Genomic DNA, 26,816 nt, shown 5'->3' on the forward strand with positions numbered 1-26,816 from the left:
TCCCGAAGACCTCCGCGATCCGCTGCAGCGTGGTCGCGGTTTGCCGCGCACGGGTGGGCCTCTTCACGCCTTCGCCGTGGCCGTGTCGCAGGGCGGGGCCGGGACGCCTGCGGCGTCCCGGCCCACTGGGTTCTTCGGTCAGGAGGCGGGCAGCTCGCTGCGGACGGTGCGGGCCGCGGCGACCAGATTCTCCAGGGAGGCACGGGTCTCGGGCCAGCCGCGGGTCTTCAGGCCGCAGTCGGGGTTGACCCAGAGGCGTTCGGCGGGGATCGCCCTCAGGCCGGTGCGCAGGAGTCCGGCAGCCTCCTCCATGCTCGGGACACGGGGGGAGTGGATGTCGTAGACACCGGGGCCGGCCTCGCGGGGGTAGCCGTGGGAGGCGAGTTCGCGGGCGACCTGCATGTGGGAGCGGGCGGCCTCCAGGCTGATGACGTCGGCGTCGAGGTCGTCGATGGCCCGGACGATGTCGCCGAACTCGGCGTAGCACATGTGGGTGTGGATCTGGGTGTCCGGTCGTACTCCTGCGGTGGTGAGACGGAACGCTTCGGTCGCCCACGTCAGGTACGCCGCACGGTCGGCGGCGCGCAGCGGCAGGGTCTCGCGCAGCGCGGGCTCGTCCACCTGGATCACCGGGGTGCCCGCGGTCTCCAGGTCGCCGACTTCGTCACGCAGTGCGAGGGCGACCTGGCGTGCGGTGTCGCCGAGCGGTTGGTCGTCGCGGACGAAGGACCAGGCGAGCATCGTGACGGGCCCGGTGAGCATGCCCTTGACCGGGCGGTCGCTCAGCGACTGGGCGTAGGACGTCCAGCGCACGGTCATCGGTTCCGGGCGGGAGATGTCCCCGGCGAGGACCGGCGGGCGGACGTAGCGGGTGCCGTAGGACTGGACCCAGCCGTGCCGGGTGGCGAGGTAGCCGGTGAGCTGCTCGGCGAAGTACTGCACCATGTCGTTGCGTTCGGGCTCGCCGTGCACCAGGACGTCGATGCCGGTTTTCTCCTGGAAGGAGACGACCTCCTGGATCTCCGCCTCGATGCGTTCCTCGTAGCCGACGGTGTCGATGCGTCCGGCACGCAGGTCGGCGCGGGCGGTGCGCAGTTCGCCGGTCTGCGGGAAGGAGCCGATGGTCGTCGTGGGCAGCAGTGGCAGGCCGAGGCGGGCACGCTGGGCTGCGGCCCGTTCGGCGTAGGGCTGGGAGCGGCGGGCGTCGGCGTCCGTCACGGCCTCGGCGCGGGCGCGTACGGCCGGGTCACGGGTGATCGGAGAGCCGGAGCGGGAGGCGAGGTCGGCGCGGTTGGCGGCGAGCTCGCCCATGATGGAGGCGGTGCCCTGGGTGAGGCCCTTGGCGAGGGTGACGATCTCGGCGGTCTTCTGCCGGGCGAAAGCGAGCCAGCGCAGGATCTGCGGGTCGATGTCCCGCTCGGCCGCGGCGTCCAGCGGCACGTGGAGCAGGGAGCAGGAGGCGGCGACGTCGACGCGGTCGGCGAGCCCGAGGAGGGTGCCCAGGGCGGACAGGGACTTCTGCAGGTCGTTGATCCAGACGTTGCGGCCGTTGACGACACCGGCGACCAGGCGCTTGCCGGGCAGCCCGCCGGAGGCGGCGAGTGCGTCGAGGTTGGCCGCGGCGGCCTCGGCGAAGTCCAGGGCCAAGCCCTCGACCGGGGCCTTGGCAAGCACGGGCAGGGCGTCGCCGAGACGGTCGAAGTAGGAGGCGATCAGCAGCTTGGGCCGGTCGGCGAGGGCACCGAGGGTGCGGTAGGCGCGCTCGGCGGCGTTCAGTTCGGCCGGTGTGCGGTCCTGCACGAGGGCGGGCTCGTCGACCTGGACCCACTCCGCGCCGGCCGCGCGCAGGTCGGCGAGGACCTCGGCGTACACGGGCAGCAACCGGTCCAGGAGGGTGAGGGGCTCGAAGTCGGCGGGCACGCCGGGGGCGGGCTTGGCGAGCAGGAGATAGGTGACCGGGCCGACGAGGACCGGCCGGGCGGTCAGACCGAGGGCGAGGGCCTCCTTGAGCTCCGCGACCTGCTTGGCCGAGTTCGCACCGAAGACGGTGCCGGGGCCCAGTTCGGGGACCAGGTAGTGGTAGTTGGTGTCGAACCACTTGGTCATCTCCAGCGGTGCCACGTCCTGGGTGCCGCGGGCCATGGCGAAGTAGCCGTCCAGCGCGTCGGCGTCGACGGAGGCGCGGTGCCGTTCGGGGATCGCGCCCACCATGGCGGTGGTGTCCAGAACGTGGTCGTAGTACGAGAAGTCACCGGTCGGCACCTCGTCGATGCCGGCTTCGGCGAGCTGCCGCCAGTTGGAACGGCGCAGTTCGGTGGCGATGGCATGGAGGGCGTCGGCGGCGACGCGGCCCTTCCAGTAGCCCTCGATCGCCTTCTTGAGTTCCCGGTCGGGGCCCTGGCGGGGGTAGCCGTACACGGTGGCCCGTGCTGCGGGGGCTGCGGACTGGTTGGTCACGGAGATCTCCTTCGCGAGACGAATCCCTGAGATCCCGGAGACGGGACAAGGACGCGAAGGGGTGACGAACCGGACGGGAACGACCCCACGCGGCAAGGCACGGTCGTCCGTCCGGATGCACGCCGACCCGCCCTCGAGGTCACCGGGATATCCGCGCGCGGAACGATCCGCACGCGGGCAGTCGGCAGGTCTTCGGACTTGCGGGCACGTCCTCATGGCATGAGGACACCTACTGGCCGTCGCTTCCCAGGCCCTGTTCGTCGGACCCAGTGCGTATGACGGCGGTCGTTCCCGCTCACCGCTGCGGGGCAGTCCCGGATTTTCACCGGGTTCCCTCTTACGACGTCCCGCCTGGCGGACGGGACGAACCAGCTGCTCCGGCCAGCCTAAGGGGTGGCGCCACGAAAGGGAGAGAACCATCCAGTATCCGGAAAGTGACGCAGCCCACGTCGGTAGCACGACGCCGAAGGGGCGGCGAGTGCCGTACCCGCGCTTCTTGCACGGTGCCCATGCGGGGCCCCGGCTCCGGTGTCCGTCGAGGCAGGACAGGGCGAAGGCGACGCACACGGGGGAGCAGGGCCTGCCGGGCGGATCGGCCCTGCTCCCGGAAGGGGTCAGGTGCCCAGGCGCAGGGCGATCGTGTCGCCCACGGCGATGGTGCCGTCGCGGGCGGCCGTGGTGAACGGGGCGCCGTCGACGCTCGCCTTCCAGGTGTTGGAGCCGCTGTTGGCCCTGCCGTTGAGCGCGGGACCCGGCCGATGCCGGAGGACGGGGTGACGCCCGTGACACAGCCGGACGGGGTGGCCGACCCGACCGCCGAGTCCAGCACCGCGCCGAGTGCGGTCGTGCTGCCGGTCGCGGTGAGAGTGATGGAGCACACCTTCAGGTTGCCGGTGCCGTCGTCCACGGTCAGTGCGAACTTGCTCGCGGTGCCGATGGCCGGCGACGGCTGGGCGACCCACCGCGGCGCACCGGCGGTCACGGGCGTGGGCGGCGCGGAGGTGAAGCCGCCGCCGGCCACCGCCCGCAGGCCGTCGATGGAGGCGTACGCCTGCGGTGCGGTGTCGGTGGGCAGGTACTTGAAGCCGCCGCCCGGATTGAACTGCCGGCCGATCAGGAAGTCGACCGGGGTCTTGCCCTTGGACGTGAGGAAGTCGCCGGTCCGGGCGTTGATGCCGCAGGCGTTGAGGCCGGCCGCGGCCCAGCCGTTGGAGTCGGTGTTGACGCCGAACATGGCGTCGAAGGCATCTGTGTTGGTGATGAGCTCGTTCCTGAGGAACGTCTTGGCCTGCGTGATGTCGGGATCGGTGGCAGGGATGCCGGAGACGCACAGGGCGGCCATGGCCGCGCCGGTCATGTCGATGTCGCCGACCGCGGCCCGGCTCGCGCTGCTCGCCGAATCGACCGAGCGCGACCCGCGCGACTTCGGCGGTCGGGACCTGATCGCCGCCCTCGCCGGGGACGTGTGCCCGGCCGCCGCCCCTGGCGAGGGCTGCACCGCGAAGGGCGACATCCGCAACATCACGTACGCCGACGAGCAGGCCCGCGCCGTGCCGGCGCTGCTGCGCGCCGGCGAGACCCGGACACCGCATCGGTCGACCGGCTGACCCAGGTGCAGCGCAAGGACGGCGGCATCACCAGCATTCTCATCCAGCCCGGTGAGCGCTGCGACGGCGACGCGGGGACCACGGGCCTGATCGCGCTGGTTCTGCACCGGGCGGGCAGGGCGCCGTCGTCACCAAGGCCCGCGGCTACCTGGTCAGGACGCAGCTCGACAACGGTTCGTTCCCCGGCCCCACCGCGCACCGCTCCCGGCCATGACCGGCCCGCGCTGCTCACCGCCCGCAGGACGACCGTCGCCCACCACGGGGTGCCGGCCGTCCGCGAGGTGGACCTCACCCTGCACGAAGGCGAGGTGACCGCGCTGATGGGGCGCAACGGCTCCGGCAAGTCCTCCTTGCTGTGGGCCCTGCAGGGCACGGGGCCACGCAGTACCGGCACGGTCACCGTCCGGGACAGCACTGGTGGAACGGACCCGCACACCGTCTCCCCGGCACACGCCCGCCGGCTCGTCGGACTGGTGCCGCAGACCCCCGCCGACCTCCTCCACCCGGAGAGCGTGAGGCAGGAACTCGACCAGGCGGACACCGAATCCGCGACAGGACGGAGCGCCCGTGCCCTCCCGGACCGCCTTGCTCCCGGTATCGACGACGCCACCCATCCCCGTGACCTGTCCGAGGGGCAGAAACTCGCCCCGGTCCTCACCACCCGGCTCACCGCCGCCCCGAAGGCCCTGCTGCTCGACGAACCGACCCGCGGTCTCGACTACCGTGCCAAGAGCCGACTCATCGACATCATCGGCGCGTTGGCAGGCGAAGGGTGTGCGGTGGTCGTCTCCACCCACGATGTCGAGTTCGCCGCGCGCCGCCGACCGGGTCGTCGTCGTGGCCGAGGGCGACATCGTTGCCGACGGCCCCACCGCCGACGTCGTCGTGGCCTCCCCGGTCTTCGCGCCCCAGACGGCGAAGATCCTGGCACCGCTGCTGTTCCTCACCGTCGACCAGGTCACCGCCGCGCTCCACGACCGGCAGGAGGAACGGCCATGACACCGCCGGGCGGACAGAACGCGTCCGCCATCCGCCTCACCCCCCCCGGGCCGGCCTGGTTGTCGCGATGGCGGCCTTCCTCGGCGCCGTCGCGTTCTTCCGGCCGTTCGTCGTGGCCCAGGGAACCTTCGGCTCGAACCACGCACCGCCTCTGATCTTCGGTGTGCTCCTCGTCCTGGTGCTCTGCGTCGTCCTGTCCGAGATCGCCGAGGGCGGCATCGACTCCAGGGCACTGGCCATGCTCGGCGTGCTGTCCGCCGTCAACGCGGCCCTGCGCCCGCTCGGCGCGGGCACCGCAGGCACCGAGACCGTCTTCTTCGTTCTCGTACTGGCCGGCCGGGTCCACGGCCCCGGCTTCACCCTGGGCTGCACCTCCCTGTTCACCTCCGCACTCATCACCGGCGGCGTGGGGCCCTGGATGCCGTACCAGATGTTCGGCTGTGCCTTCGTGGGCATGCTCGCCGGATTCCTGCCGCGCGCGACCGGGCGGCGCGAAGTGCTGCTCCTCGCGGTCTACGGATCACTGTCCGGCTACCTCTTCGGTTTCCTCCTCAACCTCTCCTTCTGGCCCTTCTCCCTCGATCCCGACAGCTCGATCGCCCATCCGCCCGGCCTGCCGTTCACCGAGCAGTGGCACCGCTGCATCGCCTTCGACCTGGCCACCTCGCTCGGCTGGGACACCGGCCGCGCCGTCACCAACTTCGTGTGCGTCCTGCTCGCCGGCCCGGCCGTACTCACCACCTTCCGGCGGGCGGCGCGCAAGGCACGCTTCCGGGCCCCGGTGCGGTTCGTACGACCCGCTTCACTGCCTCCGGAGCGCTGAGTCCATGCGGTCCGTGCGGGTGCCGGAACGCCCCGGCAGGAGGCACGGGAAGAACGGGATGCCGACGACCGGAACGGCACGGCTCGGGCAACGCCCTGGGCCGCCGTGCCGAACGGAACCATGCGGCCCGTGACTGTCGGGTGGCTGGGGGCGCGCCATTGGCGGAACATGAGAGGTATATGGGTGCGCGGCGTTCGTGGGATCATCTTCTGGAGCCGTCATCAGGCAGTGGTCTGGTGGCGATCCCGTTCGTGCTGATCGCGACGATCACCGTGCTGGACATCTACACCGGGCACGATGTCCAGCTGGGCCCGCTGCTGGTCATCGCGCCCGCTCTGACCGCCTCCCTTGCCGGGACACGGCTGACCGCTCTTGCCGGGGCATTGGCAGTGGCGGCCCAAGTGTTCATCGCTGTCTCCCTCGGCGGACTGACCACGCCCAACCGAATGGCGCAGATCATCGCGCTGACCGTGCTCTCCGCCCTGGTGGTCCTCATGCGGTTCGTGCGGGAGCGGCGCGACCGGGCGCTGAGCCTGGCACGCTCTGTGGCCGAGACGGCTCAGCGGGTGCTGCTTCGGCCTCCGCCACGCCGGATCGGACCGTTGCGGGTGGCATGGCTGTACATGTCCGCGCAGGACGAGGCCGAGATCGGCGGTGATCTGTTTGCGTTCGCCCGCGGCGAGCATGCCGCGACCCGGGTGGTCATCGGGGATGTCCGGGGCAACGGGCTGGCCGCCATCGGTGAGGCCTCGCTGGTACTGGGGGCATTCCGTGAGGGGGCTCATCGGTACGCGACCCTCCCCGGGCTGGTGACCGCCCTTGAGGACAGCGTCTCCCGGAACCTGGAGGACGTGGCGGACACCGAACGCGACCCCGGCGAGCACTTCATCACCTGCCTCGTCCTGGAGATCCCCGACAACGCCCCGAAGACCGCCGAGATGATCAACTGCGGGCATCCGCCGCCGCTGCTGGTGCATGACCAGCAGGTCGCGGTCCTGCATGCCCGACAGCCACTGCCTCCGCTGGGCGTGTGCGAGCGACCGATCGAGGACGACCACACAGACCTCTTCGCCTTCGCATGCGGTGACATGCTCGTTCTTTACACCGACGGAGTCATCGAAGCCCGCTCGCCGTCCGGAGCGTTCTACCCGCTCGCCGAACGAATCGCCTCCTTTCCCGCCAACAGTCCCGACAGCCTGCTGCACCACATCCACCGCGATCTGCTCACCCACGTCGGCGGCCACCCCGCCGACGACGCAGCCCTCCTCGTCATCGAACGCACCCCGTCGCATCGGCCGCACCTCACTCCCCATCCCATTGGTCACCATCGGCGCCAGTCCAATGGACAGCCCCCGCCCCCAGGCCGCTGAACCCGAGAACCGGGCGACCCCGGTGCGCTGGGCATGCCGCTGCGGATGCTTCGGCGCGGGCACGGCCCGGACAACTCCGGAACGAAAGCCGAGGAGCGGTCGCCGGTGAAGACAACCGCTCGCCCGGCAGGCGGGTCCAGGCGGAACAGGCGGGCCACGGCCTTCCCGGCGAACGCCATCACCACGAGGAACACCGCGCGGAACAGGACGACGACGGTGACATCGCCCGGGCTGTCGCCGGTCCGGGGACCCGGGAGGCGACCACGACCAGCAGCGTGGCGGCCATCAGCGGCACCATTGCGGTGGTCGTGGCGTCGGAGACACGCCGGCCTGCCGGGCGGCGCGCGGCCCACGCCTGCAGGGCCCGCGCGAGGGCCGCGGGGTGACGATCAGTACGGCGAACGCCTCGGCGAAGGGGCCGACCTGGACGATGCCGGCAAGCTCCGGGCCAATGAACAGGTGGAGGAACCCCGGGAGCGGCAGCATCTGGGCCCCGGCAGGACTGGGGCGGCGGCCAGAAGACGGCGGCCGGTGCCACCGGCCGGTCCGGAGAAGACGATCACGTAGTCCACGCACGGGCACAGCGGTACCAGCAGGACACCGAGCCGCGCCACCTGGTCGGAGGGCAGGAACGAGAACATCGCGGCGACGGTCAGCGGCATGACCACGAAGTTCACCACCATCGCGGTCGACAGGAAGCGGCCGTCGCGCAGGGACCGGACCAGTTCGGCGGCCGGGACCCGGAGGAAGGCAACGAACAACGGCGCACCTGCTCCGCCGAGGCGAGGGCCGGGACCGCGACGGCGAGCTCGGCGCCGGCCCGGAAGGACAGGCGGATACCGTCGGGGATCTCCTCGCGCTGCTCGGCCTTGCCGATCAGGGCCCGCCACTGCTCGGTGCGCTCGTCCATCTCGGTGTCGCCCGGCGTGCGGGCCACCGGGGCATCCCGCCACGACTCCATGACCCGGTCGAGGCGAGTCGGCGACGGCATCATCGGCACGGGCCCGGTTGCCGGAGCGCCAGTCGTGGCACAGCCGCAGCCCGGACCACATGCCCCTGCGGCCGCCGGGCCCGACAGCTCGGCGTGGACAGCGGCCAAGTGGGCGGAGAAAGCCCGCAGCCCGGAGATCCGGCCGTCGGTCTCCATGGTCCGGTCGGTAACCAGCGGCAGCATCCGCGCCCGCACGGACGCGCACACCCCTTCCTCGCGGACGTCAAGCAGCTCGCGGATTTCCTCCAGGGCCGAGCCCAGCATCTTCGCGGAGGAGATGAAGGCCGGACGTTCCACCGCGCCCTCGCCGTACACCCGGTACCCGGACGGCGTGCGGTCGGCGGGCAGCAGACCGGCGTCCTCGTGGAAGCGCAGCGCAGTGGCCGGAACACCGGCTCGCTCGACCGGCTGGGGGATGCGGCAGGCCGTCGCACCGCCGACGGTAAACCTTCGATCCGACCCGAAGGTCAAGTGTCACCCCCGCCCCCTGGGCATGAGGTCCCGCGCAGGAAGAGAAGCGCCGGGGCGCGCCCGCCGGGGCCTCGTCCGCAGCACCCGTTCCCTCCCCGTGGTCTTCGAGCCCACGGCCGTACGGGAGGTGCGGTGAAGCCGTCGACACAGGCCCCGGCACCGCCACCCATCGCGCCCGACTTCTACCGGGAACCGGAGCGCACGTTCGGATGGCTGCAGGAGCACAGCCCGGTCCATCCCTGGGCGTCGGCCAGAGGTAGGCCGATGTACTTGGTCTCCCGATGGGCCGACGTGCGTCAGATGTCGGCATCCCCCGCACAGTTCAGCAGCGGCCGCGGGCACGTGATCGACCAGCCCCGCGCCGTTCAGGGCATCGAGGCCGCGGTGCTGTCCCCCCTATCGCTGACCCTGCTCACTAGCGAGTTCCACGACGCGAAGCTCAGGGCGAGGGTACTTGCGGCCTGGGGTGGGGTGGCCGCAGCGGCGGGCGCGGCCGGTGACTTCGTGGGCGGACTCGTCACGCAGTACCTGAGCTGGCGCTGGACGATGCTCATCAACGTGCCGATCGCGCTTCTCGTCCTCGTGCCGGCCCGGGGCACGGTGGCCGGCCGGGTACGGGGCACGGCGTGGCGCACGCCGGACGTCGTGGGGGCTCTGGCTGTGACGGGGGGCCTGGTCGCCTGTGTCTACGGTGTCGAGCCGGGCCGCCGACCGGTGCTCGGCGCGGGGCCGGCGCTGCTCGCCTTCTTCGCGGTGTGGGAGCCCCGAGGAGCCCGTGAGCTGCTGCCGATCCCCGTGCTCCGCAACCGGTCCGTGTCCGTCGCGAACGTGGGGATGTCCCTCTTCGCGATGTGGTTCTTCCTCTCGCTCCATCTCCAGAACCAGCGCGGATTCGGCCCGCTCGAAACCGGCCTGGCCTTCCTCCCGCAGTACCTGGCCATCGTGGCGGGAGCGCAGCTGGGCCCGCCTGCTGCCGGCGTACGGAGCCAAGCGGATACTGGCGGTCGCGGCGCTGCTCCAGTCGGCCGGCTCCGCCTGGCTGTCCGCGGCGGGTTCGTACAGCCCGTTCCTCGTACACATCCTGCTGCCCGGTCTCCTCGTCACCCTGGCCCTCGGGCCGGTCGGCATCCCTCTGACCATGGCGGCGACCAGTGGGGTGGCGGCGGACCGGGCCGGCACCGCCTCCGGGCTCGTCAACACCTCACGCCATCTGGGCGGTGCCATGGGGGTCGAGGCGCTTGCCGCCGTCGCGGGGCAGCAGCCCGGGGGAGTGGACCGGATCTTCCGGACCGACGCCCTGCTGCTTGCCGCCGTCGCAGTGCTCGCGCTGCTCCTGCCCAAGCCGTCCGAGCCGGGCACCGTGCCGGAGGGGCCCCGCCACCGGCGGACCGGACCGAGAGAAAGTACTCCAGTGAACCAGCCTGATGCCCTCGCACGATTTCGGCTGACCGGACGTACGCTCTGATCACCGGGGCGGGCCGGAACATCGGTGCTGCCATCGCGTCGGGCTACGCCCAGGCCGGCGCCGACCTCCTCCTCGCCGACCATGACAAGGAAGCGGTGGAAGACGTCGCCGAGTCCATCCGCGCCTCGACCGGACGCGCCGTGGGCACCGTGCACCGCGATGTCGGCGCCGCCGACATCGTCGACCAGGTGGCCGGCGCGGCGCAGGCACACTTCGACACGGTGGACATTCTGGTGAACGGCGCGTTGGCCTTCGGGGCCACCGGTACGCACTGCGCCGATGTGTCGCCGGCGCAGTGGCAGGACGCGCTCGACATCGATGTGCTGGCCCCGGCGAGACTCTCGTCGCTGTTCGTCAACACGTTGGTGAAGGGCGGCCCGGGCACCATCATCAACCTCCTCTCGGGAGCCGGGTTCGCACCGGTTCCGCTGGCAGCGCCGTACAGCATGTCGAAGGCGTCCCTGTGGATGCTCACCCGGTGTTTCGCCAGGGACTGCGCCCCGCGCATCAGGGTCAACGGACTGTGCCCCGGCACCATTTCACCGGACGGAGTGGCGCGTACGGAGGAACGTCGCAAGGCGACCCCCATGGGCCGTGGCGGGCGTGCGGACGAGGTCGTCGGTGCGGCGATCCACCTGGCGTCGGAGGCGTCCGGCTACTCGACAGGAGACGTTGTCTATGTGAACGGAGGCTTCACCGGCCTCGCGGGCTGCAGCGACGAGATCATCGGCTCGGACCCCGTGGGCCGTCCGCGTACCGGGAGGCGTACGGCGGGATGACGACAGTCGTGCAAGAGACGATCGGGGAACGGATCGAACTGCTCAGGTGCCGACGAGGGCTCTCCCGGCAGACCCTTGCCTCGGTGGTCGGGCACAGCTCCGAATGGCTGCGGCAGGTCGAGCGCAAGGGGCGGCAGGTGGACCGGCTGTCGACTCTCCTGCGGCTCGCCGACGTCCTTCAGGTGAAGGAGGTCGCGGCCTTCATGGGGGGCGCCGTGCCGGGCCGGCGGGTCGACGAGCCGACGATCGGAGCGGCGCCGGACATACAGGCGGCGCTCCTCGGCCACCGCGCGGCGGTCCGCGCGGGTGGCCACCGGCCGAGCGACATCGACCGGTTGGCCTCCGAGGCGACAGAGGCATGGACGTGCTGGCGGCAGTCCGCGCGGCGCTGGTCCGCCGTGCGAACGAACCTGCCGGGACTGCTGGAACGGGTCTGCGGACCGCACATCGACCGTGCGGACCCCGAAGCACTCCGACTGAGCGCCGAAAACACATCGGCTGGCCGCCACCTATCTGCACAGTTCGGGGGGACCTGTCCCTGGCGCTGCTGGCGACGGACCGGGCGCTGGCCGAAGCCAGGCTGGCCTCGGCGCCACTGACCGAGGCGGCATGCCTTCAAGGCTTCGGCGATGTTCTGCTGCGTCTTCAGGCACCGACCGAGGCCTGCGAGATGTGCGTCACGGCGGCCGACGCCCTGGAGCGGTGCGACGGTTCCCCCGCTTGCGTGACCACCGCGGCTCGCGTACGGCTGTACCTCACCGCGGCCGAGGCGGCGGCGTTCGCCCGGGACCGCCACGGCGCCGAGCGGTTGCTCGACCGGGCCGCCATGCTGGTCCAGGACGCATAGGACATGACGTCGGCGCCGGATCTGGTGCCCTCGGGGACGATGGTGCCCGCCCGGCCGGTGGACGTGGCGGTCCACCGTGTCCGGGGCGAGGTCGTGCTCGGCCGTTCGGGCAAGGCGCTGCGACTGGCCGAACACGTCGACAGTGTGGACGCGTTGGACCGTGAGGGCCGGGCGCGGTGCTCGCACTGATGCCGGCGGTCCGGGCCTCGCCCGAGGAGGTCCGGTTCAACGTCTACGCGCAGCACCTTCTCAAGCAGGCGATCGGCCAGGACAGCATCACTGTTCGCCACGATCTGTACCGTCTGGCCGAACGGGCGGGACTGCTGTGACGTTGTTCGCGCAGCCGTGCCGCAGGCCGTCGCGCACCACGCTCAGTACCCGTTGTGGCACGGCCGCGCCACCGTCGTTGTGGTTCCGGGCCAGTATCAGCCCGGTGATCAGGGCCATCAAGTCGGCGACACTGATGTCGTCGCGGACGGCTCCCGCCTGCTGCGTGTTGAAGAGCAGCTTGCCGATGCCCCGCCGAAGGCGGCGCCTTGTCCGGGGCACGGCGGCAGAAGCATCGACATCCTCCCCGGCGAGGGCGTCCACCATGTCCCTGCGCACGCTGCCTTCCTCGATGGTCAGGGAGAGGAACTGGAAGAACGCTGCAGCGGGGTCGTCCGAGTCCGCCAGCTTCTCTGCCTGGTCCGCGAGTTGTTCGAGACGGCCGAGGACGATCGTTTCGAACAGCGCTTCCTTGCTCGTGAAGTGCCGGTAGATGGTGCCGGAACCCACTCCCGCGCGCCGGGCGATCTCGTCCAGGGGAATGCCGAGACCCTCCGAGGCGAACGCCTCCTGGGCGGCCTCCAGCACCCGGGCGCGGGAACGCAGCGCCGGCCCGAAACGGGGTGATGGTTCAGCTTCTCGTTCCTCGGAGTGGAGGTCTTGCATGTTTATTTCCCTGTTCATCCGTGTTCTCCGTGATGATTCTCGTTGACAAGCGGGGAGTTGGTTCCGTAAGTTCGGCCCGGATTGGATGTCCGGATTCTAGGATGTGCAGAAGGAAAACGGATCCGAGGGTCGGGAAAACAACCACGGGAACCTGAGGGGAGGGCCCTGGATTTGAACTCGTCACTGATTCCGCGGCGTCGGCCGGGAAGCGTCGGCCTTGAAGTCTCCGCACTGGGACTCGGCTGTATGGGAATGAGCCAGACTTATGGAGTTCCGGACGACAAGGAGTCGATCGCGACGATCCATCGGGCACTCGAACGAGGCTGCTTCTTCTTCGACACCGCGGAGTCTTACGGCCCCTTCGTCAATGAAGAACTTCTGGGCCGCGCGCTTCGTGGCCGCCGGGACGAGGCAGCCATCGCGACGAAGTTCGGGTGGGAGTACGAAGGAACACGGCGCGGAGATCTGAACAGCAAGCCTGAGCACATTCGCAAAGTGGTCGACGAATGCCTGGGGCGGCTGGAAACCGACCGGATCGACGTCCTCTATCAGCACCGCGTGGACCTGGAAGTCCCGATTGAGGAGGTGGCCGGCACGGTCGGCGAGCTCATCCAAGAGGGGAAGGTACTCCACTTCGGCCTGTCGGAGGCCGGTGCGGGAACGATCGCCCGCGCCCACGAGGTCTGTCCCGTGGCCCTGCTCCAGACGGAGTACTCGCTCTGGGAGCGTCACATCGAGCGGGAGATTCTGCCGGCGGTCCGGGAGCGAGGAATCGGTCTCGTGGCCTACTCGCCCCTGGGGCGTGGGTTCCTGACCGGCACGGCGCTGCCGGCGAGGGAGTATCCGGAGTCGGACTACCGCCGCTACGACCCCCGGTTCCAGGGGGACAACTTCACCGCCAACTCGGCGGCGGCATCGGTGGTGCGCGAAGTGGCCACGAAGCACGGGGCGACACCGGCCCAGATCGCCCTGGCGTGGCTGCTCCACCGAGGCGAAGACATCGTGCCCATTCCCGGGACCAAGCGCAGGGTCACGCTGGAGGAGAACCTCGCGGCCGTGGACGTGGTGCTCGACGCAGAGGACCACCAGCGGCTGGACGAGGCGCTGCCTCCGGAAGCGGTGGCGGGAACCCGCTACCCAGAAGCTGTCATGCATATGAATGGCCGCTGACGGTCGTTGAGCGAAAAAGAAAGAAGAAACGGTAAATCATGTTCCGCAGGCTGGCCATATTGATGGGAAATTCTTGTGGTTCCTTCCGCTGATGAACAATGATGCAGGTCAGATGTTCACGGGTTGGAATCCAAAGAGTTTCCCATCCATGCTCCGGAGTGGACCCGGCTGAATGTGCCCGCTGTGCAGGCCGGAACATCGAGGTTTTCTTCCGCCACTACGCCAAGTTCCTCGACGACCTGCGAGAGCAGGCGAACCGCCTCATCGAGCAGTTCATGAACGAGGGGCAGCGCGTCAGTCAAGGTGAAGCGCTTGAGGGCTGAAGAGGGGATTTGGTCCGTGACCGGTCCGGAAGTACTGGTCAGGAGGGAGTGGCTGTGGGATGAATTGGGAGTCAGCGTGCAAGCCGGGCTCGGTCGAGAGCGGCTCGGTGAAAGGCGCCTGACGGGTGAAAACCCAGCTCAGGCGCCTTTTTCCGTGCGTCTAGAAGAAGCCCAGCTTCTTCGGCGAGTACGACACGAGAAGATTCTTCGTCTGCTGGTAGTGCTCCAGCATCATCTTGTGGTTCTCCCGGCCGATCCCGGACTGCTTGTACCCGCCGAAGGCCGCGTGCGCCGGGTACGCGTGGTAGCAGTTCGTCCAGACCCGGCCCGCCTGGATGGCGCGGCCCGCCCGGTACGCGGTGTTGATGTCGCGCGTCCACACACCGGCCCCGAGACCGTACAAGGTGTCGTTCGCGGTCCCGATCGCGTCGTCGAAGTCGGAGAAGGGCGCGACCGCCACGACCGGGCCGAAGATCTCCTCCTGGAAGACCCGCATCCGGTTGTTGCCCTCGAAGACGGTGGGCTGGACGTAGTAGCCGCCCGCCAACTCCCCGTCGTACTCGATCCGCTGACCACCGGTGAGTACCTTCGCGCCTTCCTCCCGGCCGATCTCCAGGTACGAGAGGATCTTCTGCAACTGCTCGTCGGAGGCCTGCGCGCCGATCATCGTGTCCGTGTCCAGCGGGTGGCCGGCCACGATCTGCTCGGTGCGGGCGATGCCCGCCTCCAGGAACTCGTCGTACAGTCCGCGCTGGATCAGCGCGCGTGACGGGCAGGTGCAGACCTCGCCCTGGTTGAGGGCGAACATGGTGAAGCCCTCAAGGGCCTTGTCGCGGAAGTCGTCGTCCTCGTTCCACACGTCGTCGAAGAAGATGTTGGGCGACTTGCCGCCGAGTTCCAGGGTCACCGGCCTGAGGTTCTCGGAGGCGTACTGCATGATCAGCCGGCCCGTCGTCGTCTCGCCGGTGAAGGCGATCTTCGCGACGCGCGGACTGGAGGCGAGGGGCTTGCCGGCCTCCGTCCCGAAACCGTTCACGATGTTGACGACGCCCGGCGGCAGCAGGTCGGCGACCAGCTTCAGCCATACGTGGATGGAGGCGGGGGTCTGTTCGGCCGGCTTGAGGACCACCGCGTTGCCCGCCGCGAGCGCCGGGGCCAGCTTCCACGTCGCCATCAGGATCGGGAAGTTCCACGGGATGATCTGCGCGACGACGCCGAGCGGCTCGTGGAAGTGGTACGCGACCGTGTCGTCGTCGATCTCGCCGAGCGAGCCCTCCTGGGCGCGCAACGCACCGGCGAAGTAACGGAAGTGGTCGATGGCCAGCGGGATGTCGGCCGCCAGGGTCTCCCGGACCGGCTTGCCGTTGTCCCAGCTCTCGGCGACCGCGAGCTCCTCCAGATGGGCCTCCATCCGGTCGGCGATCCGGTTGAGGACGTTCGCGCGGTCGCTTGCCGACGTGGCCCCCCAGGCGGGCGCGGCGGCGTGCGCCGCGTCCAGGGCGAGTTCGACGTCCTCGGCCGTGCCGCGGGCGATCTCGGTGAAGGGGCGGCCGTTGACGGGGCTGGGGTTCTCGAAGTACTGACCGCGGGCGGGCGGCACGTACGCGCCACCGATCCAGTGGTCGTAGCGGGACTCGTACGAGACGATGGCGCCCTCGGCACCCGGCGCGGCGTAACGGGTCATCTCTGTGGCCTCCCGGATCCGGTGCCGTCCGCCGTTGGACGGCCCTCGGCGCGAGGGTAGGCAGCGGTACGTTGCAACCCCGTTGCACGCGTCGTGGAGCGGCTACCGCTGCTCGGCGTCCAGCGTCCGGACCCTGGCGAGCAGCGCCGGACGCCGGGAAGCGGGCGCGGCCGAGGCGAGTGCCCGCCAGGCCGGCAGGTCGTCCTCGCCCCAGGGGCTGTACACCCAGTCGGCCAGCAGCCCCGGATCGCCGCGCGCGATGAGCGCCGCCCGCAGCTGTTCCTGGAGCCGGTGCCGCAGCCGGACGACGGACGGGGACCGCGAGGCCGGCAGCAGCGGGCCCGGGTAGGCGCCGAGCGCCGCCGCCACCGCGCCCGACGCCAGCCTGCGGGCCACCGTGTCGAAGTCCGCGTCGACCGGGGCGGAGAGCCGGTAGGGGCGGGAGAGCAGGAGATCCGGGCCGAGCAGCCGCCGCAGCCTGGAGAGTTCGGCGCGCAACGTCACCGGGGTCACCGACTCGTCCTCGTACAGCTCGACGAGGAGTTCGTCGCCGCCGATGCCCTCGGGGCGGCGGGCCAGCGCCACCAGGATCTCGCTGTGCCGTCTGCCGAGCCGGATCCTGCGGCCTTCCGCCACCAGCAGCGCCTCGTCCCGGCCCAGCGCGCTGAGCCGCATGTTCCCGCAGGCCGGTGCGGGGGCGAGCAGCGCGAGGTGCGACTCGGCGGCGCGCGCCACCGCCTGCACGAACGCCAGGCTGTGCGGATGCGCGAGCCGGTCCCCGCCGGTGATGTCCACGGCCCCCAGGACCCGGCCCGTGTGCGGGTCGTGCAGCGGCGCCGCCGCGCAGGTCCATTGCTGCACCGGCCGCAGGAAGTGCTCGGCGGCGAAGACCTGCACCGGGCGGTCCACGGCGATGGCGGTCCCCGGCGCGTTGGTCCCGGCCGCCGTCTCGGCCCAACGGGCGCCCTCCACGAAGTTCATCCGGTCGGCGGCCCGCCGGGTCACCGCGGCCCCCTCGACCCACATCAGCCTGCCGTGCGCGTCGCACACCGCGAGCAGATGTTCCCCGTCCGTCGCGTAGGCGCCCATCAGCTCGCGGATCACCGGCATGGCGGAGGCCAGGGGGTGCCCGTCCCGGTAGGGTCCGAGGTCGTCCGGGCCCAGCTCGACCAGGGCCGCACCGTCCGGGCTGACCCTGGCCCGCGCCGAGCGCCGCCACGACTCGCCGACGACCGGTCTCACCGGCCGTTCCAGTCGGCCCGCCGTGGTGAACACCTCGTGCGCGCGGCGCAACTGGCCGATCCGCTCGCCGGGGTCGGTATCGGCCGCCAGCGCCACCCAGGGGTCCGTCAACTCACCCTCCCGTCCAGGGGCTTCGTGAACACCCCATCGTCGTCGCAGCAGGCCGCCGCGACAACTCCGACGCACGGGACGACCGGCCCGGGCGGCGCGGGCGCGTCAGCCGGCCGAGTACAGATTGACGAGACGGATGTAGCGCACCCAGTCCCAGTTCGGTCCGGGGTCGGTGTGGTCGCTGCCGGGGACCTGGGAGTGGGCGAGGATGTGGGCCCGGTCCTTCGGGATCCCGTACCGGTCGCACACCGAGGCGGTCAGCAGGGCCGACTTCTCGTACATCGCGTTGGTGAAGTACGACGGCCGGTCCACCCAGCCCTCGTGCTCGATGCCGATGCTGCGCGTGTTGTAGTCCCAGTTCCCCGCGTGCCAGGCGATGTTCTTCTCCCGGACGCACTGTGCGACGTAGCCGTCCGACGAGCGCACCACGTAGTGCGCGGAGACCTGCTTCGCCGGGTTCTGGAAGATCCCGAGCGTGTCCGAGTACGTCTCCTGGGTGACGTGGATGATCACGTACTGGACCGGATAGGACGAAGGGCGGTTCGAAGCCGTGTAGTTGGAGGTGGAGGCCGGGTTCCAGTGGGCGAGCGGGTAGTCCGTGTCGCCCGCGGCGGTGGCGGCCGTGGCACGGGCGGAGGCCGGGAGCAGGGCGGCGGCGGCCGTCGCGGCGGCGCCCTGGAGAATCCTTCTGCGGTGCATGAACACTCCTGTGTGGGGGGATGGGGAAATGCGGTCAGGGACGGGACAGCGGGGCCGCGGTCTCCCGCAGATGGCGGTGGAGTCCGCGATGGGGATCACCCGCGGGCAGCCATTCCTTGCGGATCTTCGCCACACAGGTGTAGTTGGTGTCGCACACATTGGCCAGCGGCGCCTCGCCGGCCTGGCTGACCAGTTGGTAGGCGTCGAGTTCGGACAGCCCGTAGTCCCGCGCCAGCCACTGCACGAGATCCAGCTGCGAGATGCGGAAGGCGTCCTCGAGCGGGCGCGCCGAACCGGTCGACATCAGATGGGTGTCGGACTCGATGCGCGGCCACGGCGTGGTGACGCCCTTCAGCAGTTCGACCAGCACCACCGTGTTCATGGCGCACTCCACGGCGACGCCGCAGGTCTCGCCCTCGCCCTGGCGGGCATGACCGTCCCCCAGGCTCAGCAGCGCCCCCTCGACGTTGACCCCCAGGTAACAGGTGACGCCCGCCCTCATCTCCGGCGTGTCCATGTTCCCGCCGTGCGCGTCGGGCACCAGCGCGGACCGTACCTCCAGATTGGCCGGGGCCACCCCGACCGTGCCGTGCATCGGATCCATCGGCAGCTCCACCTGGACGTCGCTGTCCCGGGCGCTGAACAGACAGGTGCGACGCGCCCGGTCCAGCTGCCACATCCACACCACCTCGGGCAGCGGGGGCTGGAGCGAGGCGGTGGTGTGGGTGGAGGTGAGCGCCCCGAAGAGGGGAACGGTCGTCGACGCGGCCCAGTCCCGGGCCGGTTCGATGGACACGAAGTGCACCGCGACGGTGTCGCCGGGCTCCGCGCCCACCACGTGGAACGGGCCGGTCTGCGGGTTGAGGAAGGGGAACTCGCAGACCTCGGAGACCAGGTCCTTCTCGGAGCGGACCCGGCCGGCGAAGCAGTCCTCCGTGTACAGGTCGAGGAAGGTCCCCGGCTCGATGCGGGCGACCGGCGCCGCCCCGCCGAAGGTCCAGGCGTACTCGCCGTCCTTGGGGCGGACGGTCAGGACACGGGGGTCACTCATCGTTGCACTGCTCCTGTCCGGGCTGCCCGGCGGGCGCCGGGTCGTCGTCGAGATGGATCCGTCCGGTCTGCGCCACCCGCTCCGGATGCCTGCGCAGCAGCACCGCCAGCACGACGATCCCGATCAGCATCCAGACGCCGACGACCGGACCGGCGTAGGAGACCGGCGCGCTGAGTCCGGAGACGAAGTCGAAGGCCGGGATGCCCGCGGCCGTCAGCAGCGCGGGCACGAACGCCGCGATGCCCAGCATCGGGAACACGAGATGGAGCACGGGGTTGAACGCGTCGCGCCGCCGGCGCAGGAAGTATCCGGCGCAGGCCAGGTTCACGACGATGTACACCCCGATGATCACCGTGACGATCACGGTGGCCAGCAGCACGAACGCCGTCACCGGGTCGTAGCCGAAGCCCAGTCCGAGCGCCGCGCCGACCGCGATCACGAACTGCACGGCCACTCCGGCGACGGGGGAGCGGCGGCGCGGGTGGAGCCTCGCGAAGGCCCGGGGGAACACCCCGATGCGGCCGAGGGCGAACGCCGTCCTGGTCGACACGTTGGCGGACGCGTTGGCGTTGGCCACCGTCGAGTTGACCACGGCGAGGAAGAGCAGCACCCAGAACAGCCCGAACGAGGCACGGGCCACCCCCTCCCAGGAGGCCGCCCCCGAACCGCCGAATCCTGCGAACCTGTCGGGCCCGAAGTACACGGACATCGCATACGTGGTGAGGACGTACACCAGGCCGATGGAGACCGCCGCGCCGAGCACCGCGCGCCGCATGGTGCGCCGGGGGTTCTTCGTCTCCTCGGCGAGCGGGGCCGCGGCCTCGAAACCGGCGAAGGCCAGCACCGTGTAGACCGATCCGGCGAAGATCCCGCTGATGCCGTCGAAGCCGTCCGCCGTGTGCGAGGTGCCGAACACCGAAAGGGTGTTGTCCGAACCGGCCTGCCCGATCAGCAGTACGGCGAAGACGACGAAGACGAGCACCTCGAAGACACCGAGCACGGTGCCGAACCGGGCGGAGGCCCGCACGCCGAAGTACCCGGCGAGCGCGATGACCGCGGCGCCCAGCAGCGACCACGGCCACCACAGGTCCGCCGGATAGGAGGACCACTCCTGGTGCAGGGTGCCCGCCGTCGTGAAACCGAGCTGGAGCAGCAGCAGCGCGGGCACCAGGGCCTCGACGAAGACATAGCCCCAGCCGACGAGGAAGCCGACGGCCGGGTGCAGCCCCTGGGCGGAGTAGGTGGCGACGGACCCGGCGGCCGGCAGATGGCGGGCCAGCTCCGCGACGCACGACGCGGTGAACAGGCATGCGACCAGGGCCACCACCACGGACAGCGGCAGACTGCCGCCCGCGAACGCGGCACCGGCCGGAATCGACGCGGCGATGGCGGCGGCGGGTGCCATCGCCGTGATGCTCTGGAAAAGGACCTCGCGCAGCCCGATGGCGTCGCGCAACAGCCCGCTGCCCGAATCCCCCGACACTCTGTGGCTCCCTCTGCCCGCTGACCGGAATGCGTTGTCCGAAGTACGGCCGAGCGTCTTGCGCGCCCTACCGTACGGGCGCGGCGAGGGCGGGGGGAAGACGGCAGGGAACGAAATCGGTTCCGCGGACGGGGAGAACGCCGGAATGTACGACGATGTTGCGACGGCGACGGCGACGGCGACGGCAACGGCGACAGCGGCGACGACGCGGCCCGGACCGGCTCTCGGGGGAGTGTGTACCGAGGGCCGGTCCGGGCCGTGTGAACTTCTCGTGTGCGCAATGGAGTTACGGCAAAAAGCGTCCTCGTCGGACCGGTCGTGCCGAACTGCCGCCGTACATGGGGGAGTCGAGGGTCAGCCGCGCAGCGGGCGCGGCAGCTTCAGCAGCGTCACCGACGTCCTGACGCCACTGTCGACCAGTCGGCCGTTCTCGTCGAACGCCTCGGCGCCGTCGGTCATCCCGAAGTCGTTGTCGTTGATGAGTGCGAGCGTGTCCCGGCCCGTCACCGCCACTCCCTCGATCTTCCCGGGCACGCCCGCGACCTTGCCCAGGTCGACCACCAGACGCTTGCGGAGCACCGGCACGCCCGACGCCGACGGGTCGGTGAGCTCCTCGTAGGACGGGGACGTCGTCGGGTCGTCCCAGGCGGAGCCCAGGATGCCGGAGCCGTGCGGCAGCGACACCCGGTGCAGCCTGGCCGCCTTGTCCGTGCGCTCCTCCACCAGCAGGTCGTCGCGGCCGATCGCCACGACCGAGGAGATCTTCAGCTCGGAGGTGTCGTCCTCGCCCGGATCCACCACGTCCACCGGGTCGAACCGGTAGGCGTACTCGGCGGTGACCGCGTGCTTCTTCGTCGAGAAGCGGAGCAGCCGCACATTGCGCGAGGACTCGCCCGCGTCCTGGTCGGGCAGCGACAGCGGGCTCTGCACCGCGAGCACCAGGTCGCCGCCCGGGAGCAGCGCCAGCCCCTCGAAACCACGGTTGACCTTGCGGTGCAGCAGCACGCCCGGCAGCGCCTCCACCACCGGGTAGTCGGCGCCCGTCAGGCCGAGCCCCTGCGGGACGTACCGGGCCAGCACCCGGCCCCGGGCCGAGACGTGCACCAGGGAGGGCCCGTACTCGTCCACGAGCCAGAAGGTGCCGTCGGCCGCGCGGACGATGCCTTCGGTGTCCAGGCCGTTCGGGTCGTACGGGAGGGGCGTCCTCGCGTCGTAGGTGTACGGCGCCTCGTCGCGGGAGCTCTGGTTCGACAGGCCGGTGACGGGGTTGCCGGAGCGGGTGGTGAGGGGGATGGCCCGCACCACCCGGAGGTGCTTCCCGCTGACGCGGACCTTGACGATCGCCGGGTCGAAGCCGGGCACGGGGAAGGTGCGCCGCTTCTTCCCGTCGATCTTGATCTGCCCGTTGGGGCCGCGGTCGGTCACCGTCCAGAACTCGCCCTTGCGGTCCGCGGGGTAGATGTCGCTGCCGATGCCGCCGAGCTTCACCCCGCGGTCGTCGGCGACCGTCCCGGGCAGCAGCCGGTTGCTGAACCCGGCCAGCGGGACGTCGCCGAGCACCGCGCTCCCGGTGACCCGCGCCGTGCGCTCCGGATGCCCGTGCCGGTCCTGCGCCCCGGTGGCCGTCCCGGCGACGCACACCGTGCCGAGCAGGGCGAGTGGCAGCCCGACGGCGAGGGAACGACGGACAACACGAGCGGACATGGGGCCTCCTGTGGCGCGGAACTGCCTGACGGCCGCCAGGTTCCGCCCTCCTCGTCAACGCATGATGACGTCCAGCTGAACGGGAGGGCAGAACGCGGCGACGGGCGGGGGCGGGAGCACACGGCCCCGCCCGCCGCCGGGCGCCGAACCGGCCGGACGAACGGGCAGGTCAGCCCTCCGGGGCGGCCGAGCCGCCGAGCGCGGCCGCCGGGTCGTCGTCCGCCGGACCCGCCGGCATCCAGCGCCCGCCCTCCTTGCGGTACGGCCACCAGCGCCCGTCCGTCCCGTACCGGAGCTGCACTCCCTCGTCCACCGCGGTCCAGCGGTTGCCAGACGACCGCAGCCGGGGCCGCTCGCCCTCCTCCCAGGCTCCGGCGAGCCGCGCCCGCGCCCGCGCCAGGGACTCCGGATCCGGGGTCCACTCCTCGTCGAGCACGGCGAGCGCGGCGGCCCCGCCGTGCTGCCAGGCACGCACCGCCGCGTCGAGTTCGGTCCTCCGCCGCCCCGATCCGGCGGCCAGCCGCGCCATGATCCGGGGCTCCGGCCGGGCCTCCGCGGCCAGCCGCACGGCGTCCTGCTCCGGCGTCAGCGCGGTGGTCGGCGGCTGTTCCCCGTGCCCGGCGCGGAGCGCTTCGGCCAGCATCCGGTGGGCGCGCGCCGCGCCGTCCGTCGCCAGCACCTCCAGGGCCGCCGGGTCGATACCGGGACGCGGCTCGGTCTCCGTGTCCAGCGACGGCGCGGCGCCGGGCTCCGCGGGCAGCGGCGGGGGAGCGGGCAACGGGGGCAGGATGTCCCGCGCCGCGAACGCCTCGTCCGCCCGCACACCCCGGACACCATCCCCGTCGGCCGCGTCCGGAGCGGGCTCCCCGTGCCCCTCGGCGCGGGCCGCGATGCGGATCTGGAGCTCGTCCAGGATCCGCCGCTCACCGCGCCCCCGCATGAGCAGCAGCACGAACGGGTCCTGGTCCAGCAGCCGCGCCACCTGGTAACACAGGGCCGCGGTGTGCGGGCAGTGGTCCCACGCCTCGCACGTGCACTCCGGATCAAGGTCGCCGATCCCCGGCAGCAGCTCGACCCCGGCCGCCGCCGCGTCCTCCACCAGGTGCGGCGGCATCTCCCGGTCCAGGAGCGCCGCGATGTGCCCGGACCGTTCGACGGCCATCGTCAGGAACCGTTCCCAGTCCGCCTCGTCGAGCTCCTGGAGCAGCACGTCGCTGCGGTACGTGGACGAGTCCCCGTCCCGGACCACCGCGGTGATCCGGCCGGGCCGCACGGTGACCGCGCCCACCCGGCCCTCGCGGGCGAACCGGCGGCCCTTCTTGAGGTGTTGGTTGTCGAGCGCGGTGTCCTCCAGCGCCTTCAGCCACGCCTGGCCCCACCAGGAACCGGCGAAGCCCCGGCCGTGCGCGGGCGGCAGCGCGGCGAAGGTGCGTTCCTGCCCCGGCGCACCGCCCTCGTCCCCGTACGCGCCGTCGTCGTACCGGTCCTCGTCGTAACCGTCGCTCATCGCGCGCCCCCTCGCAGCTCCACCAGATCGGCCAGTTCAGCATCGGTCAGTTCGGTCAGCGCGGCCTCGCCGGAGCCGAGCACCGCGTCCGCCAGCCCTTGTTTGCGGGCCAGCATGCCGGCGATCCGGTCCTCGATCGTGCCCTCGGCGATCAGCCGGTGCACCTGCACCGGCTGGGTCTGGCCGATCCGGTACGCACGGTCGGTGGCCTGCGCCTCGACCGCCGGGTTCCACCAGCGGTCGAAGTGCACGACATGGCCCGCCCGGGTGAGGTTGAGGCCGGTTCCGGCCGCCTTCAGCGACAGCAGGAAGACCGGGGCCTCGCCCGCCTGGAAACGGTTCACCATCGCCTCGCGCTCCGCGACCGGGGTGCCGCCGTGCAGGAACTGCGTACGCACCCCGCGCCCGGCCAGATGCCGTTCGAGCAGCCGGGCCATCTGCACGTACTGGGTGAACACCAGCACGCTCGCCCCCTCCGCCAGGATCGTGTCGAGCAACTCGTCGAGCAGCTCCACCTTTCCCGAGCGGTCCGTGATCCGGGGCTCCTCCTCCTTCAGGTACTGCGCCGGGTGGTTGCAGATCTGCTTCAGGGCCGTCAGCAGCTTGACGACGAGACCGCGCCGGGCGAAACCGTCGGCACCGGAGATCGCCTCCAGCGTCTCGCGCACGACCGCTTCGTACAGCCCCGTCTGTTCCGCCGTCAGCGACACCGTGCGGTCCGTCTCGGTCTTCGGCGGCAGCTCCGGAGCGATTCCCGGATCGGACTTGCGCCGCCGCAGCAGGAACGGCCGCACCAGCGCGGCGAGCCGTTCCGCGGCCGCGGGGTCACCGCCCTCCGCGGTGCGCGCGTAGCGGGTGCGAAAGGTCCCGAGCCGTCCCAGCAGACCGGGCGTCGTCCAGTCGAGGATCGCCCACAGCTCGGAGAGGTTGTTCTCCACCGGGGTGCCGGTGAGCGCCACCCGGGCCCGTGCGCCGATCGTCCGCAACTGCTTGGCGGTCGCCGAGTACGGGTTCTTCACGTGCTGCGCCTCGTCGGCGACCACCATGCCCCACCGGACCTCCGCGAGCCGTGCCGCGTCGAGCCGCATCGTGCCGTACGTGGTGAGGACGAACCCGTCGCCCTCCAGGTCGGCGAGGGTGCGCGCCCCGCCGTGGAAGCGCCGTACCGGTGTGCCCGGCGCGAACTTCTCGATCTCCCGCTGCCAGTTCCCCATGAGGGACGTCGGGCAGACCACCAGGGTCGGTCCCGCGGCCTCCTCGATTCCCTGGCGGTGCAGGTGCAGGGAGATCAGCGTGATGGTCTTGCCGAGCCCCATGTCGTCGGCGAGGCATCCGCCCAGCCCGAGCGAGGTCATGGTGTGCAGCCAGTTCAGCCCGCGCAGCTGGTAGTCGCGCAACGTCGCGGCGAGCGCGGCGGGCTGGCCGACCGGCCGCACCCCGTCCTGTTCCCCGGCCGCCTCCGGGTCGGCGACCAGCCGGCGCAGCCGCTCCAGCCAGCCGGTGGCCCGGACCTCCACCCGGCGGCCGTCGACCTCGGTGGAACCGGTCAGCACGGCCCCGAGCGCGTCGATCGGGGCGATCTTGCGGTCCTGGGTCTCGCGGGCGCGCCGCGCCTCCTCGGGGTCGATCAGCACCCACTGGTCCCGTAGCCGCACCACCGGCCTGTTGGCCTCGGCCAGGCGGTCCAGTTCGGCCCGGCTGAGTTTCTGGTCGCCCAGGGCGAACCACCAGTCGAACGCCAGCAGCGCGTCGGCCGACATGAGCGACGGCGCGTCGGAACCGGTGGGCGCGAACCCCGTGCGCTCCTCGTCGTCGACCGGGCCGATCACCGCGCGTGCGGTGAGCTTGCGGGCCAGCTCCCTGGGCCAGTGCACCTGGACCCCGGTCGCCGCGAGCGCCTGCCCGGCGGGGCCGAGGAGGTCGGCGAGTTCGTCGTCCGCGGGTTCGACGGAATCGGGCACGGCGGCGGACAGCAGCGGGGACAGCGGAGGCCAGGCGCGGGCGGCCCGGCGCAGCGCCAGCAGGGTGTCCATCCGGGCCCGCGGGCCGAGTGCCGCAGCGCCCGCGCCGCCCGACCAGACCTCGGCGGCATCGGCGACCAGAGCCGGGTCGCTGACGCTGTGGACCTGCAGGACGGCCCGGAACACGGGCCCGGCGGACCTGTCGTCGTCCTCGTCGGGCGCCGTCAGCCCGGACACCTCGACCCGGAGCGACAGCCGGACGCCCGCGTCGTGCCCGGCCGCGACATCGGTGACCCAGGCACGCCGGTCGGGGAGGCGCTGCGGCTCGTCGGCGGTGAACGCCGGGCCACCGCCCGCGAACACCGCAGCTGGGGAGCGCGGCAGACCGTCCGCCACGGCGTCGAGGAACGCCCGCAGCAGCACCTCGGGTTCGGGCAGGAGAACGGGCCCGGTGTCCCCGTCGAGCGGTACCGCGTGGGCCGTGGGAGGCATCGAGGCCGCGAGGGTGCGGATCCGTGACTGGTCGTCGGCGGTCAGCGGCCCGACCCGCCAGGCGTCGTGTTCCGTGGCGCTGAGCCCCGGCAGCAGCAGCCCCCGGGCCGCGATGTGGAGAGCGAGGAGCGCCGCCGCTCCCCAGAACGCCGCCGCGTCGGAGGCGTGCGCCGCGACCCGCGCCCGCGTCAGCACGGGCAGCGCGTCGTGGACCGGGACCATGCGCGCGGATACGGAGTGCACCCGGGCGTCGGCACCGACGACGTCCAGTTCCTCCACGGAACCGGGGGCGTCCGGCGGAGCGCTGCCGTCCGGATGCCAGAAGGCGAGACGGCCGGCACGGGCGGGATCGCCGGGCAGGAAGACCACGGAGCAGGAGGAGAGAACGGAGATCTCGGAAAGTGTTGCCGCAGGAAGTCTGTGCACAGTGACGCCGAGTTCCTCAAATTTGACTAGTGGGCAGTCGAGTCGCCGAGGGTACTTCATCGACGTCCACCAACGCGCGACGAATCACCGTGATCCGTATCACTCCCGAGATGTCCGGCCGCTCCCTCCCACGAGGCCCGGCCGTCCGGGCGCACACCGTCCAGGGGCGCAACCACCTTTCGGAGGTGGGGCAGGCCCCCCTGTGGCGCCGGGGGTTGTCC

The 26,816-nt window shown here is 71.4% G+C and carries 20 protein-coding genes, 4 pseudogenes and 1 riboswitch; of the genes and pseudogenes, 10 read left to right on the plus strand and 14 right to left on the minus strand.

The genetic code is table 11. From position 1 onward, the window contains the following. Nucleotides 1–138 precede the first annotated feature (138 nt). Nucleotides 139–2,457, minus strand: coding sequence for a 5-methyltetrahydropteroyltriglutamate--homocysteine S-methyltransferase (gene metE, locus EAO76_RS02590; protein ID WP_148832878.1), 2,319 nt, complete (start codon nucleotides 2,455–2,457; stop codon nucleotides 139–141). 165 nt (nucleotides 2,458–2,622) lie between these two features. After that, nucleotides 2,623–2,845: riboswitch (cobalamin riboswitch) on the minus strand. Nucleotides 2,846–3,071: 226 nt separating this feature from the next. Next, nucleotides 3,072–3,835: pseudogene (locus EAO76_RS45785) on the minus strand (hypothetical protein); the annotation flags it as partial. A 411-nt stretch (nucleotides 3,836–4,246) separates the two neighbouring features. On the opposite strand from EAO76_RS45785, the pseudogene EAO76_RS45790 reads away from it, so the two are divergent. From EAO76_RS45790 to EAO76_RS02610, 3 genes and pseudogenes are all read left to right on the plus strand, one after another. Then, nucleotides 4,247–5,063 (plus strand): annotated as a pseudogene (locus EAO76_RS45790) (ATP-binding cassette domain-containing protein); the annotation flags it as partial. Between the two features lie 67 nt (nucleotides 5,064–5,130). Next, a complete protein-coding gene (locus EAO76_RS02605) occupies nucleotides 5,131–5,886 on the plus strand; it encodes an ECF transporter S component (protein WP_148832883.1) in 756 nt (251 codons plus the stop codon). A 236-nt stretch (nucleotides 5,887–6,122) separates the two neighbouring features. Next, entirely contained in the window at nucleotides 6,123–7,256 is a 1,134-nt protein-coding gene (locus EAO76_RS02610) for a PP2C family protein-serine/threonine phosphatase (protein ID WP_316248315.1), read from the plus strand. Nucleotides 7,257–7,306: 50 nt separating this feature from the next. Here the strand turns inward: EAO76_RS02610 and EAO76_RS02615 are convergent. Both EAO76_RS02615 and EAO76_RS02620 read right to left on the minus strand, forming a co-directional pair. Beyond that, nucleotides 7,307–8,026: pseudogene (locus EAO76_RS02615) on the minus strand (bile acid:sodium symporter); the annotation flags it as partial. After that, entirely contained in the window at nucleotides 7,930–8,718 is a 789-nt protein-coding gene (locus EAO76_RS02620; RefSeq protein WP_148832887.1) for a MerR family transcriptional regulator, read from the minus strand. The gene EAO76_RS02620 and the pseudogene EAO76_RS02615, both read right to left, overlap by 97 nt. Nucleotides 8,719–9,018: 300 nt before the next feature. On the opposite strand from EAO76_RS02620, the pseudogene EAO76_RS47470 reads away from it, so the two are divergent. The 6 genes and pseudogenes from EAO76_RS47470 to EAO76_RS02640 all read left to right on the plus strand — a co-directional run. Then, a pseudogene (locus tag EAO76_RS47470) lies at nucleotides 9,019–9,657 on the plus strand (MFS transporter); the annotation flags it as partial. A 199-nt stretch (nucleotides 9,658–9,856) separates the two neighbouring features. Next, on the plus strand, nucleotides 9,857–10,183 hold the full coding sequence (locus EAO76_RS45795) for a hypothetical protein (RefSeq protein ID WP_262375242.1): 327 nt from the start codon (nucleotides 9,857–9,859) through the stop codon (nucleotides 10,181–10,183). Further along, complete coding sequence (locus EAO76_RS02630) at nucleotides 10,183–10,962, plus strand: SDR family oxidoreductase (RefSeq protein ID WP_262375247.1); 780 nt, start codon at nucleotides 10,183–10,185, stop codon at nucleotides 10,960–10,962. The genes EAO76_RS45795 and EAO76_RS02630 overlap by 1 nt, the downstream gene beginning before the upstream one ends. Before the next feature lie 8 nt (nucleotides 10,963–10,970). Further along, nucleotides 10,971–11,561 (plus strand): helix-turn-helix transcriptional regulator, encoded by a 591-nt coding sequence (locus EAO76_RS02635; protein ID WP_222872134.1) that lies wholly within the window; start codon nucleotides 10,971–10,973, stop codon nucleotides 11,559–11,561. Between the two features lie 125 nt (nucleotides 11,562–11,686). Further along, nucleotides 11,687–11,809, plus strand: a complete 123-nt coding sequence (locus EAO76_RS45800) for a hypothetical protein (RefSeq protein WP_262375243.1) — start codon at nucleotides 11,687–11,689, stop codon at nucleotides 11,807–11,809. 3 nt (nucleotides 11,810–11,812) lie between these two features. After that, nucleotides 11,813–11,998: a hypothetical protein gene (locus tag EAO76_RS02640; RefSeq protein ID WP_148832897.1), complete on the plus strand. Its 186-nt coding sequence runs from the start codon at nucleotides 11,813–11,815 to the stop codon at nucleotides 11,996–11,998. A gap of 87 nt (nucleotides 11,999–12,085) precedes the next feature. Here EAO76_RS02640 and EAO76_RS02645 read toward each other — a convergent pair whose 3' ends face one another. Further along, nucleotides 12,086–12,664 carry a TetR/AcrR family transcriptional regulator gene (locus EAO76_RS02645; protein WP_187438438.1) on the minus strand — a complete coding sequence of 193 codons (579 nt, stop codon included), beginning with the start codon at nucleotides 12,662–12,664 and terminating at the stop codon, nucleotides 12,086–12,088. 264 nt (nucleotides 12,665–12,928) lie between these two features. Between EAO76_RS02645 and EAO76_RS02650 the strand changes: the two genes are divergently transcribed. Then, nucleotides 12,929–13,912 (plus strand): aldo/keto reductase, encoded by a 984-nt coding sequence (locus EAO76_RS02650; RefSeq protein WP_399461377.1) that lies wholly within the window; start codon nucleotides 12,929–12,931, stop codon nucleotides 13,910–13,912. A 116-nt stretch (nucleotides 13,913–14,028) separates the two neighbouring features. Here the strand turns inward: EAO76_RS02650 and EAO76_RS44315 are convergent, their stop codons facing one another. From EAO76_RS44315 to EAO76_RS02695, 9 genes are all read right to left on the minus strand, one after another. Continuing rightward, nucleotides 14,029–14,214, minus strand: a complete 186-nt coding sequence (locus EAO76_RS44315) for a hypothetical protein (protein ID WP_187438439.1) — start codon at nucleotides 14,212–14,214, stop codon at nucleotides 14,029–14,031. 181 nt (nucleotides 14,215–14,395) lie between these two features. Further along, nucleotides 14,396–15,919, minus strand: a complete 1,524-nt coding sequence (locus EAO76_RS02660; RefSeq protein WP_148832905.1) for an aldehyde dehydrogenase family protein — start codon at nucleotides 15,917–15,919, stop codon at nucleotides 14,396–14,398. Nucleotides 15,920–16,021: 102 nt separating this feature from the next. Continuing rightward, a complete protein-coding gene (locus tag EAO76_RS02665; RefSeq protein ID WP_148832909.1) occupies nucleotides 16,022–17,272 on the minus strand; it encodes a GAF domain-containing protein in 1,251 nt (416 codons plus the stop codon). Between the two features lie 105 nt (nucleotides 17,273–17,377). Then, complete coding sequence (locus tag EAO76_RS02670) at nucleotides 17,378–17,971, minus strand: N-acetylmuramoyl-L-alanine amidase (protein WP_148832912.1); 594 nt, start codon at nucleotides 17,969–17,971, stop codon at nucleotides 17,378–17,380. 34 nt (nucleotides 17,972–18,005) lie between these two features. Further along, nucleotides 18,006–19,022, minus strand: a complete 1,017-nt coding sequence (locus EAO76_RS02675) for an acetamidase/formamidase family protein (protein WP_148832915.1) — start codon at nucleotides 19,020–19,022, stop codon at nucleotides 18,006–18,008. Next, the gene (locus EAO76_RS02680) at nucleotides 19,015–20,505 is read right to left on the minus strand and encodes an APC family permease (protein ID WP_148832917.1); all 1,491 of its coding nucleotides are present in this window, start codon (nucleotides 20,503–20,505) and stop codon (nucleotides 19,015–19,017) included. The genes EAO76_RS02675 and EAO76_RS02680 overlap by 8 nt, the downstream gene beginning before the upstream one ends. Nucleotides 20,506–20,859: 354 nt before the next feature. Beyond that, nucleotides 20,860–22,209 (minus strand): esterase-like activity of phytase family protein, encoded by a 1,350-nt coding sequence (locus EAO76_RS02685; protein WP_148832919.1) that lies wholly within the window; start codon nucleotides 22,207–22,209, stop codon nucleotides 20,860–20,862. 169 nt (nucleotides 22,210–22,378) lie between these two features. Then, nucleotides 22,379–23,716: an SWF or SNF family helicase gene (locus tag EAO76_RS02690; protein ID WP_148832921.1), complete on the minus strand. Its 1,338-nt coding sequence runs from the start codon at nucleotides 23,714–23,716 to the stop codon at nucleotides 22,379–22,381. Beyond that, the gene (locus EAO76_RS02695) at nucleotides 23,713–26,595 is read right to left on the minus strand and encodes a DEAD/DEAH box helicase (protein ID WP_148832923.1); all 2,883 of its coding nucleotides are present in this window, start codon (nucleotides 26,593–26,595) and stop codon (nucleotides 23,713–23,715) included. The genes EAO76_RS02690 and EAO76_RS02695 overlap by 4 nt, the downstream gene beginning before the upstream one ends. Nucleotides 26,596–26,816 lie beyond the last annotated feature (221 nt).

Origin of the sequence: Streptomyces sp. sk2.1 (genome assembly GCF_008120935.1) — a bacterium.
Lineage (GTDB): Bacteria > Actinomycetota > Actinomycetes > Streptomycetales > Streptomycetaceae > Streptomyces.

Excerpts from the sequence above, each read along its gene's own strand:
- EAO76_RS02675 (WP_148832915.1), bottom strand. The coding sequence starts at position 19,022 with ATGAGTGACCCCCGTGTCCTGACCGTCCGCCCCAAGGACGGCGAGTAC.
- EAO76_RS02690 (WP_148832921.1), bottom strand. The coding sequence starts at position 23,716 with ATGAGCGACGGTTACGACGAGGACCGGTACGACGACGGCGCGTACGGG.
- EAO76_RS02670 (WP_148832912.1), bottom strand. The coding sequence starts at position 17,971 with ATGCACCGCAGAAGGATTCTCCAGGGCGCCGCCGCGACGGCCGCCGCC.
- EAO76_RS02660 (WP_148832905.1), bottom strand. The coding sequence starts at position 15,919 with ATGACCCGTTACGCCGCGCCGGGTGCCGAGGGCGCCATCGTCTCGTAC.
- EAO76_RS45795 (WP_262375242.1), top strand. The coding sequence starts at position 9,857 with ATGGCGGCGACCAGTGGGGTGGCGGCGGACCGGGCCGGCACCGCCTCC.
- EAO76_RS02640 (WP_148832897.1), top strand. The coding sequence starts at position 11,813 with ATGACGTCGGCGCCGGATCTGGTGCCCTCGGGGACGATGGTGCCCGCC.
- EAO76_RS02685 (WP_148832919.1), bottom strand. The coding sequence starts at position 22,209 with ATGTCCGCTCGTGTTGTCCGTCGTTCCCTCGCCGTCGGGCTGCCACTC.
- EAO76_RS02605 (WP_148832883.1), top strand. The coding sequence starts at position 5,131 with ATGGCGGCCTTCCTCGGCGCCGTCGCGTTCTTCCGGCCGTTCGTCGTG.